The organism is Pedobacter sp. Leaf132 (assembly GCF_920984695.1).
Classification (GTDB): domain Bacteria; phylum Bacteroidota; class Bacteroidia; order Sphingobacteriales; family Sphingobacteriaceae; genus Pedobacter.
This window is the reverse complement of record NZ_CAKLBO010000001.1, coordinates 214,989-230,826: the sequence shown is the minus strand read 5'-3', so window position 1 is coordinate 230,826 and position 15,838 is coordinate 214,989. Positions and strand designations below refer to the sequence as shown.

General features: G+C 36.3%; 18 protein-coding genes. 6 read left to right on the top strand and 12 right to left on the bottom strand.

Annotated features, from left to right (window positions below):
• Window positions 1–335 precede the first annotated feature (335 nt).
• The 7 genes from groL to miaB all read right to left on the bottom strand — a co-directional run bounded on the left by groL (window position 336) and on the right by miaB (window position 7,639).
• Window positions 336–1,973 carry a chaperonin GroEL gene (gene groL / locus LUA86_RS00980; RefSeq protein ID WP_231458677.1) on the bottom strand — a complete coding sequence of 546 codons (1,638 nt, stop codon included), beginning with the start codon at window positions 1,971–1,973 and terminating at the stop codon, window positions 336–338.
• An 86-nt stretch (window positions 1,974–2,059) separates the two neighbouring features.
• Window positions 2,060–2,350 carry a co-chaperone GroES gene (gene groES, locus LUA86_RS00975; RefSeq protein ID WP_025141798.1) on the bottom strand — a complete coding sequence of 97 codons (291 nt, stop codon included), beginning with the start codon at window positions 2,348–2,350 and terminating at the stop codon, window positions 2,060–2,062.
• A gap of 453 nt (window positions 2,351–2,803) precedes the next feature.
• On the bottom strand, window positions 2,804–3,160 hold the full coding sequence (gene secG, locus LUA86_RS00970) for a preprotein translocase subunit SecG (protein WP_231458676.1): 357 nt from the start codon (window positions 3,158–3,160) through the stop codon (window positions 2,804–2,806).
• A gap of 13 nt (window positions 3,161–3,173) precedes the next feature.
• The gene (locus tag LUA86_RS00965) at window positions 3,174–4,265 is read right to left on the bottom strand and encodes a hypothetical protein (RefSeq protein ID WP_231458675.1); all 1,092 of its coding nucleotides are present in this window, start codon (window positions 4,263–4,265) and stop codon (window positions 3,174–3,176) included.
• Between the two features lie 53 nt (window positions 4,266–4,318).
• A complete protein-coding gene (locus LUA86_RS00960) occupies window positions 4,319–4,822 on the bottom strand; it encodes an LptE family protein (protein ID WP_231458674.1) in 504 nt (167 codons plus the stop codon).
• 38 nt (window positions 4,823–4,860) lie between these two features.
• A complete protein-coding gene (locus tag LUA86_RS00955) occupies window positions 4,861–6,105 on the bottom strand; it encodes a sigma 54-interacting transcriptional regulator (RefSeq protein ID WP_231458673.1) in 1,245 nt (414 codons plus the stop codon).
• 118 nt (window positions 6,106–6,223) lie between these two features.
• Window positions 6,224–7,639, bottom strand: coding sequence for a tRNA (N6-isopentenyl adenosine(37)-C2)-methylthiotransferase MiaB (miaB, locus tag LUA86_RS00950; RefSeq protein ID WP_231458672.1), 1,416 nt, complete (start codon window positions 7,637–7,639; stop codon window positions 6,224–6,226).
• Between the two features lie 158 nt (window positions 7,640–7,797).
• Here miaB and LUA86_RS00945 point away from each other — a divergent pair, with 158 nt between their 5' ends.
• Window positions 7,798–8,361: a 5-formyltetrahydrofolate cyclo-ligase gene (locus LUA86_RS00945; RefSeq protein WP_231458671.1), complete on the top strand. Its 564-nt coding sequence runs from the start codon at window positions 7,798–7,800 to the stop codon at window positions 8,359–8,361.
• A gap of 6 nt (window positions 8,362–8,367) precedes the next feature.
• A complete protein-coding gene (locus tag LUA86_RS00940) occupies window positions 8,368–8,526 on the top strand; it encodes a hypothetical protein (protein WP_231458670.1) in 159 nt (52 codons plus the stop codon).
• A 307-nt stretch (window positions 8,527–8,833) separates the two neighbouring features.
• On the opposite strand, the gene LUA86_RS00935 is transcribed toward LUA86_RS00940, so the two are convergent.
• From LUA86_RS00935 to LUA86_RS00915, 5 genes are all read right to left on the bottom strand, one after another.
• Complete coding sequence (locus LUA86_RS00935) at window positions 8,834–9,790, bottom strand: formimidoylglutamase (RefSeq protein ID WP_231458669.1); 957 nt, start codon at window positions 9,788–9,790, stop codon at window positions 8,834–8,836.
• Window positions 9,783–11,021: an imidazolonepropionase gene (gene hutI / locus LUA86_RS00930; RefSeq protein ID WP_231458668.1), complete on the bottom strand. Its 1,239-nt coding sequence runs from the start codon at window positions 11,019–11,021 to the stop codon at window positions 9,783–9,785. The genes LUA86_RS00935 and hutI overlap by 8 nt, the downstream gene beginning before the upstream one ends.
• Before the next feature lie 81 nt (window positions 11,022–11,102).
• Window positions 11,103–11,870 (bottom strand): exodeoxyribonuclease III, encoded by a 768-nt coding sequence (locus LUA86_RS00925; protein WP_231458667.1) that lies wholly within the window; start codon window positions 11,868–11,870, stop codon window positions 11,103–11,105.
• A gap of 33 nt (window positions 11,871–11,903) precedes the next feature.
• Window positions 11,904–12,338 carry an IS200/IS605 family transposase gene (gene tnpA / locus LUA86_RS00920; RefSeq protein ID WP_231458666.1) on the bottom strand — a complete coding sequence of 145 codons (435 nt, stop codon included), beginning with the start codon at window positions 12,336–12,338 and terminating at the stop codon, window positions 11,904–11,906.
• A gap of 335 nt (window positions 12,339–12,673) precedes the next feature.
• The gene (locus LUA86_RS00915; RefSeq protein ID WP_231458665.1) at window positions 12,674–13,363 is read right to left on the bottom strand and encodes a peptidylprolyl isomerase; all 690 of its coding nucleotides are present in this window, start codon (window positions 13,361–13,363) and stop codon (window positions 12,674–12,676) included.
• A 94-nt stretch (window positions 13,364–13,457) separates the two neighbouring features.
• Between LUA86_RS00915 and LUA86_RS00910 the strand changes: the two genes are divergently transcribed.
• From LUA86_RS00910 to LUA86_RS00895, 4 genes are all read left to right on the top strand, one after another.
• Entirely contained in the window at window positions 13,458–13,862 is a 405-nt protein-coding gene (locus tag LUA86_RS00910) for a hypothetical protein (protein ID WP_231458664.1), read from the top strand.
• A gap of 81 nt (window positions 13,863–13,943) precedes the next feature.
• Window positions 13,944–14,480 (top strand): heavy-metal-associated domain-containing protein, encoded by a 537-nt coding sequence (locus LUA86_RS00905; RefSeq protein WP_231458663.1) that lies wholly within the window; start codon window positions 13,944–13,946, stop codon window positions 14,478–14,480.
• A gap of 3 nt (window positions 14,481–14,483) precedes the next feature.
• The gene (locus LUA86_RS00900; RefSeq protein WP_231458662.1) at window positions 14,484–15,299 is read left to right on the top strand and encodes a hypothetical protein; all 816 of its coding nucleotides are present in this window, start codon (window positions 14,484–14,486) and stop codon (window positions 15,297–15,299) included.
• 7 nt (window positions 15,300–15,306) lie between these two features.
• Window positions 15,307–15,810 carry a DUF3347 domain-containing protein gene (locus LUA86_RS00895; RefSeq protein ID WP_231458661.1) on the top strand — a complete coding sequence of 168 codons (504 nt, stop codon included), beginning with the start codon at window positions 15,307–15,309 and terminating at the stop codon, window positions 15,808–15,810.
• The last annotated feature ends 28 nt before the right edge of the window (window positions 15,811–15,838 follow it).

The window sequence follows — 15,838 nt, the reverse complement described above, 5'->3', positions numbered from 1 at the left end:
TAGGGGATTATTAAAGAAATTCCTTCACAAAAAAGCACGACAAATTGATAGCGCCGCTAAGACTTATGTTAAATCAGTTTGTTTGGTAAAATTTTGTTCGATAGGGATAATCTTCAATAGTTTTTACAGTTCAAATCTATCTAATCCGTATCGATCTATCTAAAATTTTACACGAAAGCCAAGTAATTAGCTATCAAAACCCTTCCAAATGCATTTCAAGAGATTTTTAAATAAAAAAATCCCTCAAAACTAAAGTTCTGAGGGATTTCTATAATGTAAAAGTTTAAAGTTTTTTGCAATACTTGCAACCTTCAACTTTTCTCTTTCAATTTTTGTTACATCATGCCGCCCATGCCGCCGCCACCCATTGGAGGATGAGCTGCTGCACCACCTTCTTCAGGCTCGTCTGCCAAAACAACTTCTGTTGTTAATAACATAGCTGCAATAGATGCCGCATTTTCTAAAGCTACACGAGAAACTTTAGTTGGGTCGATAACACCAGCACCAATTAAGTTTTCGTAAACATCAGTACGAGCATTGTAACCAAAATCTGCAGTACCTTCTTTTACTTTTTGTACTACAATAGAACCTTCAATACCTGCGTTTTCGCAAATTTGACGTAATGGCTCTTCAATTGCACGACGAATAATTTGAATACCAGTATTCTCATCTTCGTTGCTGCCTTTTAAATCAGCTAAAGATGCTACCGCACGGATGAAGGCAACACCACCACCTGCAACAATACCTTCTTCTACAGCTGCACGAGTTGCGTGTAAAGCATCATCAACACGGTCTTTTTTCTCTTTCATTTCAACTTCACTAGCTGCACCTACATAAAGAACAGCAACACCGCCAGCTAATTTAGCTAAGCGCTCTTGTAATTTTTCTTTATCGTAATCAGATGTAGTTGTTTCGATTTGAGCTTTAATTTGGCTAACACGAGATTTAATATCTTCTGAGTTACCGGCACCATTAATTACAGTGGTATTGTCTTTATCAACAACAACTTTTTCAGCAGAACCTAAGTAAGTTAAATCAGCATTTTCTAATTTATAACCTCTTTCTTCCGATACAACGATACCACCAGTTAAGATAGCGATGTCTTCTAACATTGCTTTTCTTCTATCACCAAAACCTGGAGCTTTAACCGCAACAACTTTTAACGAACCACGGATTTTGTTAACTACTAAAGTAGCTAAAGCTTCGCCATCTAAATCTTCAGAAATAATAACTAAAGGCTTACCAGTTTGAACAGTTTTTTCTAAAACCGGCAACAATTCTTTCATGTTGCTGATTTTTTTGTCGTAGATTAAAATGTAAGGATTATCTAATTCAGCTTCCATTTTATCTGCATTGGTAACAAAGTACGGAGATAAATAACCTCTGTCGAATTGCATACCTTCAACTGTTTTAACCTCAGTTTCAGTACCTTTTGCTTCTTCAACAGTTATTACACCATCTTTACCAACTTTACTCATTGCCTCAGCAATTAACGAACCGATAACCTCATCGTTATTTGCGGAGATAGATGCAACTTGTTTAATTTTGTTATTGTCTTCACCAACTGTTTGAGATTGCTCTCTTAAGTTAGCCACAACAGCAGCAACAGCTTTATCGATACCGCGTTTTAAATCCATTGGATTTGCACCCGCAGCAACGTTTTTAATACCTGTTGTAATAATTGCCTGAGCCAAAACTGTTGCAGTTGTAGTTCCATCACCAGCAATATCGGCTGTTTTTGAAGCTACTTCTTTAACCATTTGTGCACCCATGTTTTCAACCGCATCTTTCAATTCGATTTCTTTAGCAACCGTAACACCATCTTTAGTGATAGCCGGAGAACCGAATTTTTTATCGATAATAACATTACGGCCTTTCGGACCTAAAGTTACTTTTACTGCATTAGCTAAGATATCAACACCACGTTTCAGGGCGTCGCGTGCTTCCACGTTATATTTTACTTGTTTTGACATTTTGATTTAAGATTTTAGAATTATGATTTACGATCATTTTAATCGCGTCATCTTTCAACTTTTAACTTTCTAATTTTAACTTATAATTATCCTACAACAGCGTAGATATCAGTTTCACGCATAATTAGGTAATCTTTACCTTCGTAAGGGAATTCGGTACCACCGTATTTACCATAAATTACAACATCGCCAACTTTTACACTAGCTTTTTTACCTTCAGAATCTTCTTCAGAAACAGAAACTACAGTTCCTTTAGATGGTTTTTCTTTTGCAGTATCAGGGATATACAAACCCGATGCAGTTTTTTCTTCTGCCGCAGCTGGTTCAACAATAACTCTGTTCGAACTGCCAGCAATTGGTTTTAGGTTTAACGCCATAACTTTTATTAATTTTTTATTTTGATTTAAGTTTTTTAACTAAGCATACAATTAACACTTATTATGCCAAGCAGCATCTAGGGACAAATTTGCCAATTTTTCAAACCAATACAGAGTGTTGCGTGTCAGCTTGGCAGAGCTTATGAAAAAAATTCGCAGTTAATTATGATTTGGGAAAGAACATCGGTTGCATTTTGGTTCGGGTTGGCTCAGCTTTTCGCTGCAATTGGATTTAGGTAAACGTTATTTGGCTGAAGCCGTATTGCCACATAAAAACAGGCAGCTAAAGCAGCCTGCAGTGAATTGCATATGCTTTATAAAAATTTATCAGGGGAATTTGTGTTCATAGCCTTTAGTTATAACCAACTTATCTTTAGAAGAATATAATTGTATTTTAACGAAAAAAGCTTTCCCTTTTGAGGAAAGCTTTTTAAAATACTTTGTTTGCTTAAACTATTTCTTAGTTGTATCTGCCGGAGCAGGAGCAACCGGAGTTGCACTTTTAGTTGCGCCACCACCAATTGGAGAAGGTGTAGGCATTTTGTTTAAACGTTCCTGTAATTCTGTGTTGCCAGTTGCTGCTGAGCCGCCTGATTTCCCTATAGTAGTAATACCTAATGTTAAAACAACAATAACGGCTAACAAAATCCACGATCCTTTTTCTAAAACATCGCCTGTACGTTGCACACCAAACATATTGCTGGTACCTCCACCTGTTGCTAAACCACCACCTTTAGGGTTTTGTACTAAAACAAATAAGCCTAAAGCTACACACGCAACGATTAATAAAATGATTAAAAGGGTTATCATGATAAAATATATTTTATAATTTCTTTTCTATAGATTGGATAAGGTCGGCAAAGTAACCACTTTTTTCTGGATATTTCAAACTTAATTTTTTATAAGTATCTATGGCCTTGTGGTAAAGCATTTGTTCTATGTAAATCTTTGCCAGTGTTTCCGAAACTAAGTCGTAATGGTCTTCAGCGCTTTTTTTCGCCTTATTTTCATTATCTATCTGTTCTGGTTTTGGCGCTTTTATGGTTGGGTCTTCCTTCAAAAACCGCTCTATAATTTCAGCACCTTTAACATCTTTTACTTCTGCAGAAGGATATTCAGCCAAATGATCAGCAACTTCAAAAGGTGTTTGAATGTGAAAAATATGCTCAACATATTGCTGCTGAAAGGCAGCTTGTTGTTGAGGTTTAACTTCTGGTTGCTTTACAACAGCAGCACTAGGCTGTGCATAAGGTTGAAATATCTGCTCATGCTCTTTTCTGGTTTTAGCAAGCCACCATAAGAAAGTGTACGGCATTTTATCATCATCATATTTTGATAAATAGCTATTTTCAGGCTCATCGGGAATTACAGTTTCAATATCCGGAGCTATAGCAACCACATCGGTACTTAACTTTTTCTCAAAGGCAAAGAAATCAGAAGAAACTACACTTTCAATATAATCTTCATCCTTAATTTCTGTTTGAAATTCTTCTTCGGCAATTTGCGTAGCAACACTAGCTTCAGTAATTGGTTTTGCAATCGTCTGCACCTCGCCAATTTCTTCAAAAACCTCAGGCTCCTCTTCTAATTCAATATATTCAGCTTCAAAAGTTTCTATCTCAGGTAAAACTTTTGCCGCAGTTGTTTCTGCATCTTCAATTTTCTGCTGCTGCTCAATTTCTTCAACAACAATTTCATCCTCTACTTCGGCTTCCTGCAAAATATTGTACAAAACATTGCCATTACTATACAAAGCAGCCTTCGGAACAAACTCAGCATCAGCTTTTGCTAAAAGTAAATGAATAGGCTGTGCATAAGGGTATTGTGCCAACATATCCAACAATGCCGACGCGTGTGTCTTCCTTACTTTTCCGGGTTGAGCCAATAAATCTGTAAGAAGCTGTTTGTTATTCATTGTTGAGGTTTGCTACTAAGTTAAAAATTGAAGTCGATTTTTAAAATTTTTAGCTACCACTGCGCAAAGGCACGGTTAAAAATATCTTCGGTTAATTGTTTATTTATGTTCTCTATAGCCTGTGGCTGTACGGCTTGCAAAGACCCACCCAAAGGGAAGTCAAAAAAACGGGTAAAACTTTCTTCAAAACTCTCCTTTTCGTGGCCTTCAATATTGTTTTTGTACTTAACAGAAATGGTAATGGTTAAGCGGTTGTTTGAAGCCGTTGGTGTTCTGCTAGAGGTTAAAGCCACCGGTTTAATATCATAACCTGTAATTTTACCTTCAAATATTGCATCGCCATCATTCGGCGTAATGCTCAGTTTAGTTTGCGTTCTTATCCGAGATTTTAATGCCTCTGTAAAATTCTGGCTCAAAGTAGGTACAACCAGCGGTGCCGTATTTTCAAAAAAACGAACCGTAACTGTTTTTAAACCTTCGGTTGATGCCCCGCTAAATGTATAGGCACATGAGCTTAGGATGGCGGTTAAAAAAAGTGCAAATATTTTAATTCTCATTTTGATAAATTCAGTTTGAACAAGGATGGATGATGGCTTTACAAATTTAGTTCTTTAATCTTTCTGTAAAGCGTTCGCTCTGATATTCCTAACTCCTGTGCCGCAAACTTTCTTTTTCCCTTATGCTTTTTTAATGCTTTCTTAATTAAATCCGATTCCTTATCTACCAACGATAAAGATTCTTCAATTTCTTCAGCATCATGTGCAAAATAATCAGAATTATTGTTGTTATTGATGTTGTTGTTTGGCGCCGGGTGCTGTATGGTAAAGGCGTGTTCTTGGCCGGCCGGTAACTCTACATCTCTATAAAGCTGATTAATATATTGAGGGTTATCAGCCAAAACAGTAGCCGTATTTCCGCCATGCTGGATAATCTCAGCAACCAGTTTTTTAAGCTCCACCATATCCTTCTTCATATCAAAAAGCACTTTATACAAAATATCTCTTTCTGTAAAATCTTCTTTTGATTGCGCATTTATCGCCATTGGCAAATTGCTGCCGGCTTCATTTGGAATATAGTTTAAAATTGCTTGTGCGGTAACGTTTCTATCTTTTTCTAATACGCAAATTTGCTCGGCAATATTTTTTAACTGGCGAACATTTCCCGGCCAGCTGTAATTGGTTAAAATCTGAACTGCCTCGGGCTCTAACTGCAAACCTGGCGAACGATATTTATCGCTGAAATCGGCAGCAAATTTTCTGAAAAGTAAATAAATATCTTCTTTACGTTCTTGTAAAGCAGGAATTCGTAACGGAACCGTGTTTAATCTGTAGTATAAGTCTTCACGAAATTTTCCGTTTTTAACACGATTATAAACATCAACATTTGTTGCTGCAATAATACGAACATCGGTTTTCTGCACTTTAGATGAACCCACGCGTAAATATTCGCCGCTTTCTAAAATTCTTAATAAACGAGCCTGAGTTCCAAGTGGTAATTCAGCAACCTCATCTAAAAATATTGTACCGCCGTTTGCTACCTCAAAATAACCTTTCCGGGCCTCGTGAGCTCCTGTAAAAGAGCCTTTTTCATGTCCGAATAGTTCTGAATCTATGGTCCCTTCCGGAATGGCCCCGCAATTAACGGCGATAAAAGCACCATGCTTGCGGGCACTCATTTGATGGATAATTTGCGAAAAAACCTCTTTACCACTACCACTTTCGCCGGTAATTAAAACCGACATATCCGTTGGCGCAACCTGACTGGCAATATCTATGGCACGATTAAGCAATGGCGAATTACCAATAATCCCGAATCGTTGTTTAATATTTTGTGTATCCATTCTTTAGTATCAAGTATTAACAAACCAACTCCGTCATTTCGAGGCACGAAGCAAATCTTACAAATTAGGTTAAAGCAACCGCATTAAGATTGCTTCGTGCCTCGCAATGACGAAAACACTAAACTATCTTTCCTATCAGCGTAGCTGAAGTACATCTTTCAATGTAAACATTTGCATACTGACCAGGTTTAACGCCTTCTATCGCTGGGAAAATTGCCATCGCTCCGCTATCGCCTCTTCCACAATAATCTTTATCTGATTTTTTTGATGTACCTTCAATTAAAACGCGAACCGTTTTACCAACCCATTCCTGCAAACGCATTAACGAATGTGCTTGTTGCTTTGCTAAAATCTCAGCTAAGCGGCGCTTTTTAACATCCTCCGGAATATCATCCTCCAGTTTACGAGCCGCCAAAGTTCCTGGTCGCTCAGAATAGGTGAAGTTATATGCAAAATCATACTGAACATAATCCATCATGCTTAACGTTTCCTGATGCTCTTCTTCCGTTTCGGTACAAAAACCGGCAATAATATCTGTAGAAATTGCACAACCAGGAATAATATTTCTAATCGCATCGATTCGATTGATGTACCATTCGCGGGTGTAAGTTCTGTTCATTAACTCCAAAACACGGGTATTACCAGATTGCACCGGTAAATGGATATAGTTGCAAATGTTATCGTATTTGGCGATGGTATGTAAAACCTCATCGGTAATATCTTTAGGGTGCGAAGTAGAAAAACGAACTCTTAAATCGGGACTAACCAATGCCGTTTGCTCCAAAAGCTGAGCAAAGTTTACCGTTTCAGCCCCATCTTCTGATGTCCATGTATATGAATCTACGTTTTGCCCTAGAAGTGTAACTTCACGGTATCCGGCTTCGAAAAGTGTTCTAGCTTCTTCAATAATCGAGTGTGCATCGCGGCTGCGTTCCCGCCCGCGGGTAAAAGGCACTACGCAAAACGAACACATATTGTTACAGCCACGGGTAATCGAAATAAAAGCAGTAATGCCATTACTGTTTAAACGTACCGGACTAATATCGGCATAAGTTTCCTCGCGGGATAATAAAACATTAACCGCTTTATGTCCGCTTTCGACTTGTTCTATAAGGTTAGGCAAATCGCGGTAAGCATCCGGACCTACCACAACATCAACTAAACGTTCTTCTTCTAAAAATTTAGATTTTAAACGTTCTGCCATACAACCTAAAACCCCTACAATTAACTTTGGATTACGGCGTTTTTCTACCCCAAATTGCGAAAGACGATTTCTTACCCTTGTTTCTGCGTTTTCACGAATTGAACAAGTATTAATGAAAATCACATCTGCCTGATGATAATCTCCAGTGGTTTCAAATCCAGTTTCTGAAAGAATGGAAGCTACAATTTCACTATCGGCGAAATTCATTGCACAACCATAACTTTCAATATATAATTTACGGGCATCGGCTTTAATTGGGGCTTCTAAAATTAAAGCTTCACCTTGCCTGGCCTCGTCGTGTGTTTTATCCTGTACTTGTAAATCAATCATTCCTTTAAAAACATTTTGGGATTGCAAAAATACACAAATAAAATTAAAAGTGACAAATTGACATATTTAGTTTAAATGTTTACAAAGTGATTATTTTATAGTGATTTCCGTTACAACCATAAACTTTGGCCTTGGTAAAAATTATTAAATTTGCCATTATGCTTAAATCGGAGATAAGAAAAATAGCCTCAAAAGAGCGGAAATTATTAAGTGATGAAGATTGTGAAAGGCAGAGCATGTTGTTGTTGCAACAATTTAAACTGCTTGATTTTAGCGCAATTAAAACCATTCACATTTTCCTGCCAATCATTGAAAAGAAAGAACCAAATACCTTTTTAATTACTGAATGGCTTGCAGAAAATCATCCAGAAATTAAAATTATTGTGCCCAAAGCAGATTTTGAAACTGCTTTAATGACCAATCATGAATATATGGGAATTAGTGATTTAGAAAAAAATCTTTACAATATTTTAGAACCTCAGAAAGGAAACATTTATAACGGAGAAGTTGATTTGGTTTTAATTCCGCTTTTAGCTTTTGATAAAATGGGTTATCGAGTTGGCTACGGTAAAGGATTTTACGACCGTTTTTTGCAAAATATAAATGCTCAAAAAATAGGCTTATCTTTGAGGCCTGCAATAGATAAAATTGATGACGTAAACGAATACGACATTAAATTAGATTACTGCATTACACCAACAGAAACCATCAAATTTATTTAACACATCATGCCACAGGAAATCGTAATTAAAACCGAAAAACAATACGAAGACAACATGATTGCTGTTTTTGAATTGCAGGAAAAAGAAGAGCTTAGCGCTGAAGATTTAAAGCAAATTGAATTGATGCTGAAAGCTGGAGAGAAATATGAGGCGGAGCATTTGTAATTGAATTATTAATGGACGTTATTCCCAATTTAATTGGAAATCCTAAAGAGGCTAGTCAATTGCTTTAAGATTCCCGCTTTCGCGAGAATGACGAGCAAACGAAAAACCTTCTTGATTTAGACGTGTGTGCCGTCATTTCGAATGAAGCAAAGCGTAACTGAGAAATCTTTGTAACTAATTTAAAAGATTTAGCTTGGCCGAGCACTTCGTGGTTCTCCACTTCGGTCGAAATGACGACTGAACTTACCTCCTATTAGGATTTTAGAGAATAAAATCCACATAAATCCTCGCAATCTGCAGAAACAATTTAAACCTGTGCTTTCACAAAATCACTTACTAAATAAGCAATCAGTTTAGATGTTAATTTGCTTACTCTTCCATCAAGCAATCTTGTAGCACCTTCGCTAATATGCAAATATGAAAACCTCGTCTTACTGGTCAGGATTATTTTCCGAATGTCATTTACCGAAAACCCAGATGGTGTTTCTGCGCTAGAAAGCACATTCTGAATGCAATCTAAATCTATTTCCAAGCCAAAACCATCAACTAACTGAGACAACATATCATTAAATTCATCGCCTTTTAAAATATCATCAAAAAAAATGGCGTTTAATTTTGGGTTGCTATCAATTTGAGATAAAATTGTCTCATTATTATAGTTTTGATGCAAACCAAACATGAAATAATTATTCAAATATTTTTCGATAATTGCGTAAGTAAATCCGTTTCCGCTATGTCTGCCTTCGGGTTCTCGTAAATCTGCATGAGCATCTATATTTAAAACATTAATGGGATTTTTTTTAGCTAAAGATGCTCCTTTAATTATTGGATATGCGTTATTATGCCCTCCACCAATTACAATAGGAATTTTTCCTGCTGCAACAATTTTTTGGATTACGGGAAAAATCAAATTATCGATTTCATTAACTTTTTTTCTTAATCCCCCAATGGTAGAATTTTCAGGTTCTTCAATTTCAAAATGACCAAGCACTAAAATTTCTTCGCCAGATAAAAACCGATTGCTTTGAATATTTAAAATAGCCATTAAAGCTGGTCGCCAGGTTGTAGAAGCGCCGGCAACACCTGCGTTTGCCCGAATACCAATATCTTCAGGTACGCCTAAAAGCACAAATTTTGAATTTGATGCTTCAAAATCATCTAAAGAAGAAATAGTTTGAACCTTTTCGCCTAGCTTGGTTTCTCCTTCGCGATAAATAATCAAGCTGTTTATATCGCTTTGCGAATATATTTTTAGATTATCCATTATAAATTTCGCCATTTAAAATGATGGTTTCTATTTGCGTTTCGCCGAAGCTATACGGCAAATAGGCTATTGAAGGCATCGACTTTGTAATAAATAAATTTGCTTTTTTACCGATTGCGATGCTGCCATAACCATTACTAATTTCCATAGCTGCTGCGCCGTTTAATGTAGCTGCATTAATGGCTTGCTCTGGTTGCATTTTAAGTTTTATACAGCCCAATGAAACTACAAAATTCATATTTCCCGATGGTGTTGAACCTGGGTTATAATCGCTGGCAAGCGCAACAGCAATATTTTCGGCAATTAAGTTTTTAGCATCTGCAAAAGGTATTCCTAAATAAAACGAGCATGAAGGTAAAAGTGTTGCAATTGTATTGCTGTTTTTTAATGCATGAATGGTTTGCTGATTTGTTTCTTCAAGATGATCGACAGAAATTGCATTATTCTGTATGCCGATTTCTACAGCCCCAGAAATTGAAAGTTGATTGGCATGTATTTTTGGTTTCAAACCATCTTTTGCACCAGCCTTTAAAATTTCATCGGTTTGTGAAACCGAAAAAAAACCTTTTTCACAAAAAACATCAATGTAATCGGCTAATTTTTCAGTTGCTATTTGGGGCAACATTTCGTTAATAATCAAATCGATGTAACCCTGCTGATTTTCTTTAAACTTAACAGGAAAAGCGTGTGCCGCCAAAAAGGTGGCTTTTACAGGAATTGGAAAATTAGCCTTTAACCTTTTAATTACCCGAAGCATTTTCAGTTCGCTTTCTACGGTTAATCCATAGCCACTTTTGATTTCAACAGCGCCGGTTCCTTGCAAAATCATTTGTTTTAAGCGGATTGATGCACTTTCAAAAAGTTCATCTTCGCTTGCTTGCTGAAGTTTATTTGCTGAATTTAAAATGCCGCCGCCAGCTGCAGCAATTTCTTCATAGGTTTTACCTTGAATTTTTAAGGAAAATTCTTCTTCCCGCGAAGCGGCGAAAACAATATGTGAATGGCTATCGCACCAGGACGGGAAAACGTATTTACCATTTACATTGATTGATGGAAGTTGTAAAATGGTAGATGGAATTTCACTCATCTTACCAAAATCTTTAATCAAATCATCTTCAATTAAAAGCCAAGCATTATCCAGAACAGGTAAATTGCTCAATTCACTGCCGCGAAGAACTAATTTATCTTTTGGATGTATGCCGACAAGGCCTTTAATGTTTGTTATAAGCATTTGGTTAGTTTTTATTATCAAGCAGTAAGACTCGGGTATCAAGATTATACTCAGATTCCATTATCCGTTTTCGGTATTTTATCATTCCATTTCCAATAAAACCGGACAATGGTCGGAGTGAATGGCATCTGGTAAAATTTTAACGTTTTTTAGCCGGTTTTCCATTGCTTTTGTAACCAAATGATAATCGATGCGCCAACCCAAATTTTTACCTCTAGAACCTGCCCGGTAGCTCCACCAGGTATAATGATGTGGGTCCTTATTGAAATGGCGGAAAGCATCTACAAAACCATTCTCTAAAAATAGCTGCATCCATTCGCGTTCCTCTGGCAAAAAACCCGATGAATTTGCGTTCGATTTAGGGTTATGAATATCAATAGAAGTATGGCAAATGTTATAATCTCCACTAACAATAAGATTTGGGATTTCTTTGCGAAGTTCGCCAATGTAAACATCAAAAAACTTCATAAAAGCATACTTTTTCAACTGCCTTTCGTCTCCACTCGAACCAGAAGGCATGTATAAACTCATCAAGGAAAAATCATCAAAATCTGCCCTTAAAATTCTGCCTTCCTTATCAATCCATTCTTCGCCACAACCGTATTCTACATGGTTAGGTTTTAACTTGCTTAAAATTGCAACGCCACTGTAACCCTTTTTTTCTGCCGGATACCAGTAATGATGGTACCCAAGTTGCTCCACCAAGGCAATAATTTCAGGTATTTGAGTGGGCATCGCTTTAATTTCCTGAAGGCAAACCATATCTGCATTCGTAGCCTGCAACCAACCGAAGAAGTTTTTAGTGCTTGCCGCCCTAATTCCATTTACATTGTAGGAGATAATTTTCATAGTTCCATTCTACGATTGAAATCGTAGTTTAAATCATTTTTCCAAAAGTCCATATAATTTTAAGAACCTATCATATTCATCTTGAAAATTTTTCTTCCTGTGGTGTTCTTTCTGATTTTTAATATATTGATGGACACGTTCTAAAACTGACTCACTTACCGAAAAAGCTGCATAACCTGTTTGCCATGAAAATTTGGTCTGAATCAAATTTTCTTCAGTCATAAAATGAGATGAACTTCCTTTTATCTGCTTAATAACTTCAGCGATTGACTTTTTAGGATTCAATAGAAATAGACAATGAATATGGTCTGGCATTCCATTTATTATCCTAACCACACATCCCATTTCAATGAATTGAGTATATATAAAATCATAAAGTCTTTTTTCTATCTGAGGTCTAATAAAATGTTCTCTTTCTTTTGTTGCCCAAATTGCATGAATCCAGATTTTGTTATATGAATGAGACATCGGCTTTAATTTAGATTTCTTAAATGCCACGATTGAAATCGTGGGCAATATGGCAATTAGAAACTAATATAGTTATAAAAGAACCCATTCTTCCAGTATTGAAATCTAAGGAAATATAGCGAAGAAATTATTAAAGAACCTTAAACATTGCCCGATTGAAATCGTGGGCAATATGGCAATTTCAAAAAATAAATAGAAAATGATTTATCGCTTAAATAATTCCATGATTGAAAATCAAGGTCAATACTCAAAAACCCACATGCCGAAGCGTAAAGGTGAGGCATAATCAACATCGCCCACGATTTTCAATCGTGGGATTATAAAACTCTGCCAATCTAAAGCGTAGCCAACTGCTTCTCCAACTTTTTCGCTTCTCTTTTTCTTAAAATTGTTATATCCAGTTTAACATCCTTTTTTGGCCGATTATTTTTGTCTGTTTCAAGGGCAGCAATCTTATCAACCATCTCCAAACCAGAAATTATTTCGCCGTATACAGTGTAATTTCTATCTAAATGTGGTGTGCCACCAAGGGTTTTATAAACTTGACGCTGCCATTCAGGGATTTTAAATTTTAAGCGTTTTTCCTCCAAACTATTTAATTGTTCATCGGTAAAAACCTTGCCCTGTACCAAATAAAACTGACTTCCGCTTGATGCCTTTTCAGGGTTAGTATCTCTTGCGGCAGCTAAAACACCTTTTTTATGAAATAAACTATCTCTAAATTCTGCCGGGATGGTGTATTTTGGTCCACCCTCGCCTAGTAGTGAATCCGGCTTTGCATTTCTTGAATCCGGATCGCCTCCTTGAATCATAAAATCTTTTATCACCCTGTGAAATAAAGTGCCATTATAATAGCCTTGTTTTGTAAGTTTTAAAAAATTATCGCGATGCAAAGGTGTTTCATTGTACAATTTAACAATACATTCTCCATATTCAGTTTTGATACGGATATATTGATTTTTAGGTTTTGCAGCTAAAGCCGTGAAGACAGAAAATATGCAAACTATAAAGAGTAACTTCTTCATTTTAATTGTGTTTATGGCTAAATTAAGCTAAAAAATGAAATTCAATAAATAAAGAAGCTTATTATTCAAATTATTTTACCTTAACTTTGTATTAATGAAGTTAAAACAAAAAATAGCATTTTCTTTGGCCGTATTTTACGCGGTTAGTGTTATTGGTTTAGCTTTAAGTTTGCATTTCTGTGGTGGAAAATTAGCGAATGTACAATTGTTCAGCAACGAAGTTGCTTGTAAGCTTTGTAAAGATATTCCTGCGGAGAAAATTAAAGATGACGGCTGTTGTAAAAATACACAAGTTACTGTTAAGGTAAAAGATAGCCATCAAACTGCGGCAAAAGTTGAAATGCCTAAGCTTTTCTCCATTCAGCTTTTTTTACATCCACCAGTTTTAGAATTTCTAACAAACATCAATCCTGCTTTTTTCAGTAAAATTAGCAACAAAGCACCGCCACTTTCCTCGCGGGTTGCTTTGCATGTTTTCAATTGCATTTTTAGGAATTAGGATATATCATTTGTTTTTCGATGCTTAAAGCATTTCGACAAGCACAGTGTGACATTTTCTTTAATTCTAATTCAAAAAATCATGAAAACAATAAAATTATTCAGCATAATTATGCTTCTTTTTGCCGCTAAAGTTTCGGCTCAACAAATATCAACAGCAGATTTACAAGTAACTGGCTTAACCTGCTCCATGTGTTCTAACGCTACACAAAAATCGTTAGAAACTTTAGGTTTTATCAGCACAGTAAAACCAGATTTAAACAAAAACCTCTTCGTTTTAACCTTTAAAAAAGGTGCGGATATTAATATCGATTTAATCCGCAAAAAAGTTCAGGATGCCGGCTTCTCTGTTGGGGGTTTAACCGCAGACTTTACGTTTAATCAGGTTAAAGTTGACGATAAAGGCCAAGCAATTGTGGGTGGCAACGTTTATCGCTTTGTAAACGCAAAAAACAAAACCCTAAACGGAACCGTAAAAGCATCAGTAATAGATAAAAATTTCATTTCTGGTACAGCATTTAAAAAGCAGGCAAGCGCTGTTAATTCTGATGCATATGCAAGCGGAACGGCTGTTGTAAACGGAAAGAAAACTCGTGTTTATCACTTAGTTTTGTCTTAAAATATGAAAAATATTTTTCTGACAACTCTGATTTTTATCGGGGCATCTGCCAGTATTTTCGGACAAGAGCTATACGTTTTTACCGAGCCTGCGAGTAATATGCCAAGCAAGTCTATCGGTATTCGTTTAACCAATGAAGGCATGTTTAACAACCCTGGTTTTGTGAGCAGAACCATTCCGGAAGTAATGTTTGGTTTCAATAAAAATGTAATGGCGCATGCACAAGCTTTTTTATCAGATATGGATGGGCGATACCGATTTGAAGGTGCAAGTTTATACGCTAAGTATCGCTTTTTATCTATTGATGAAGCACAAAGCCATTTCAGAGCAGCCGCTTATGGAAGAATAAGTACGAGTAAAAGACCCGGATTTAGCAGAGATATTAACCTTGAAGGCGATAATTCTGGTTGGCAGGCAGGCTTAATTTTCACACAACTTTTGCATAAATTGGCTTTATCGGCAACTTTAGGTTATGCTGATGCTTTTGAAAAAACGGATAAGGTTTTGAGGTTAAATACACCACAGCCCGATAAAATGCTTTCATATAGTTTATCATCTGGTTATTTGGTTTTGCCTGTGGTTTACAAAGATTACAAGGAGCCAAATTTTAATCTATATATTGAAATGTTGGGCAAAACAGATCCAGGTTCAGGCGAATCATATTTAGATTTGGCTCCTGCCATACAGGTTATTTTGAACAGCAGAACCAGAATTGATTTAGGTTATCGTTTTCAGGCAACCGGAAACATGACTAATCGATACTTGAAGAACATGTATCTGCTAAGGGCAGAATTTAACTTTTTTAATGTTTTAAAATAAAAATACCATGAAAAAAATAATGATAATGATGGCGATAATCGCCATTGCAACTACAAAATTGACTTTCGCACAAAGTAAAACTGATGCTGCTTTTAATCAACTATTAACAGCTTATTACGATGTAAAGAATGCTTTAGCAACCGACAAAAAAGAGATGGCTGTTACAAAAGTAAAAGTTTTAATAAACAAGCTTGATGCCATACCGCATAAAGATTTACCGGCCACACAACACACACTTTGGATGGAACAGGCTAAAATAATTAAAGCGAAAGCAACAGAATTAGCAGCCGGAAAGGATATAAAAGCACAGCGAAAATCTTTTGAAGGCATCTCTTATGCGATGATTAAAACAGTAAAAAATATCAAATTTAATAATGCTACGGTTTATGTTCAACATTGTCCGATGGCTAAAGCCAGCTGGTTAAACGAGAAAGAAAACATCGAAAATCCGTATTACGGAAGCATGATGTTTGATTGCGGCGATGTTGCTGAAACCATAAAATCAAAATAATGGATTTGCATGTCAAAAATATGGTATG